This is a genomic window from Methanobrevibacter sp. (assembly GCF_017468685.1).
GTDB lineage: Archaea > Methanobacteriota > Methanobacteria > Methanobacteriales > Methanobacteriaceae > Methanocatella.
In genome coordinates this window covers 1-2628 of record NZ_JAFUHT010000061.1, presented here as the reverse complement: position 1 = coordinate 2628, position 2628 = coordinate 1, and the positions used below count along the sequence as shown (strand labels likewise).

The 2628-nt window shown below is 35.1% G+C and carries 1 protein-coding gene; it reads right to left on the bottom strand.

Going from position 1 to position 2628, the window contains the following annotated elements; genetic code table 11:
* Window positions 1-957: 957 nt before the first annotated feature.
* Window positions 958-1107, bottom strand: a complete 150-nt coding sequence (locus tag IJ258_RS07935) for a hypothetical protein (RefSeq protein WP_292805493.1) — start codon at window positions 1105-1107, stop codon at window positions 958-960.
* Window positions 1108-2628: the final 1521 nt, after the last annotated feature.

Here is a 2628-nt window from a genome sequence, read left to right as displayed (position 1 = left end):
TATAAACATATTTTAAATTGTTTTACATAAATTATATAACTATATATACATTTAAATTAGCAAAATTGTAACAATGAATTGGAGTAGCTCAGTTGGTTAGTGCTTGTTGCTTTTAACCATGGAGTTGAAAGTTCAATCCTTGATGGATGCATTTTTAATTTCCTAATATTAAATGGGTTTAAGAGTAATTGTTAGAGGGGCATTTCAATCTTTTCGCATTGCTTAGGGGTAAAACCGTCTTTTTGATACTTCTATTAACGTTGATTGTCAACTTTTTGGTTAGAGGGACTTTTTTGATGTATTTCCAAAAAGATGAGGACCAAAGACCCTAATACGCATAAGTCAAGTAAAAAAGTGACGTTTCCTTAAAAGATAAGGACCAAACTGTAATTCCCCCTAATTATAGTATAATTTTATTTCAACTCCGGCATATTTGACCAAATGAATGGAAACAAATCAAACAATACAATACAATTTGGGGTGTCTAATTGGGAAAACTATACCCTAAATAATAATGGCATAGTATTTGTATATAAACAATCACTTCAAGCAGATTTAGACCTATTGACATTGGGACAGGGTTCGAGAATTAAGTTGACTTGCTATTCGAACGACTTGGTAAGCTGTTGCTTCTGATTTTTTATTTTTTTTGTTCGATCATTTGCTTCGCTGTCTACTCTGTTTGTTTCATGCTCTATTTGAATTCTTATATTGTTTTTAGTTGGGTTGTATTGGTTAATAGATTTCTATAGTATGGGAATTGTTGAAAGAATCTAATACACTGGAACATATGTAAATATTTTATAACTTAAAATATTAATTAAAATAAGCAAGCCCAGAACAGAATAAGTACCACACACGCCACTGAGTACAACCAGAGATGACAACCAAAACACACGCATAGAACATAATAAGTAATACTTGAAGTATCAAACATTCATTCCTTAGTAGGTTCATTTATTCGGGCCATGGACCCAATGCTGCTTCAGCCAACTCCCGATTAACTTCATCCCACTCGCCTTCCGGGTAAACCAATTTGGCATATGCTTTCATGAGGTTGAATCCGGCAGTATGACCGGCTTTAAATCCGACCTCTACAGCTTTCAACTTCGCTTTCGAAGATTTGTCAACTTCATGTGTAAGAGCCAGTCCGCTATCCTCCAACTGCTTAATCCTTTCCTCAATAAGCCTGATCTTCTCCAACAGATCCTGCTTGGTTTCCGATTGTGTAGATGAGGAATCGGTTTTCTGCTTTTTCAGACTTTCTTCCATCTGTAACATAGAGCAATTTATTAATCATTACCTTTTAAATGTTTATACAATTTTCCAAAGAGAGAGAGAGAGAGAGATAGCAACGATCATTATCATTTCAATCTCTAGAAGAAAATGACCCTTTCTATCTCTTCAGAAACCATGACAGAGAAATCGAACAACTTGGTATAGGCGATTTGACAAATATAAAGCACTTAAACTTACAACCGCTGGTGGTGGTGGTGGTGGTGGCGAGAGCGGAGGGGGTGTGCAGAAAAACGTGAGAACTTTAGAATACAGTAAGGAGAAAGATGGAACTCAACATGGAGGTAAGAGACATATTATATATTAAAATAAGAGAACCGGTTCAACTGGCTTATTTACTACTAGAGGAGTGCTAAATTCACTCTCTCAACCCACTCTCTCAATCCACTCTCTCTTCTTTGTTGGACACGTGTTTCTATATAATTAATGCTAATTAATCCGTTGGATGAAGTTTATAATCATCCAACCGCATGGTCATATACTCATATCAATAGTCACGCACTCACGCCTGATCGAATGTCGATGCAGTGTTTTAAATCCATCTTTACTCGCCAAACCCCTTGACACCTTCAGGCTTGAGCCTCGTCCAAACAATAGATCAAAAGAAACCCCTCGTCTTACAATAGTAAATGATTTCGATTTGGATATTTCTCTTTTTTGTTTCACTACAGAGTACAGACCAGTACTGGAGGGGCCCACTATACATTCGAAAAACGCTTTCATAGATGACTCCTTGCAATGCCTCCTAATAAATGGGTGCATTCCATATTTCCATGTAGTGTGGACACATTTATCCCTTGTATTCTATGGACACATGTACTGTTTGTAGGCGGGAGTAATGCTGTAATGCTAAACTCTGTTCAGATGTATCGATTTAGTGTGATTTTAAAAATTAATCTTTTTTTTTTTTAAGGAGTCCATTTACTGTAGGTATAACTATGACTGTTTGACAACAGGTCCACAATATTTACATGATAGAATAAAACAATGAAATGACTTAACAGGGTGGGGTAGTTTAGGTATAATATGTACCTATCTATCTATCTATATATAAACATTAATTATTGTATTAAATATTGTGAACCAAAAACCATGGATGGAAAGTCCTGCCATGTGTTGAGAAACTATGTAATTGATTTAATCATTTGCCATTTCTTATGTGGCACGGGTTCTGTATGAAGTAATATTATTTTCAAAATTAATAAATAAAACCCCAAATCGAAAGAGCATTAATCCTTAAAAAAAAAAAAAAACGAGCATTAACAACTCTTCTTCTCCCAAAACAATGATATTCTCATTCTCTTAACAATTAAGTGTGGCTACTCATTTACC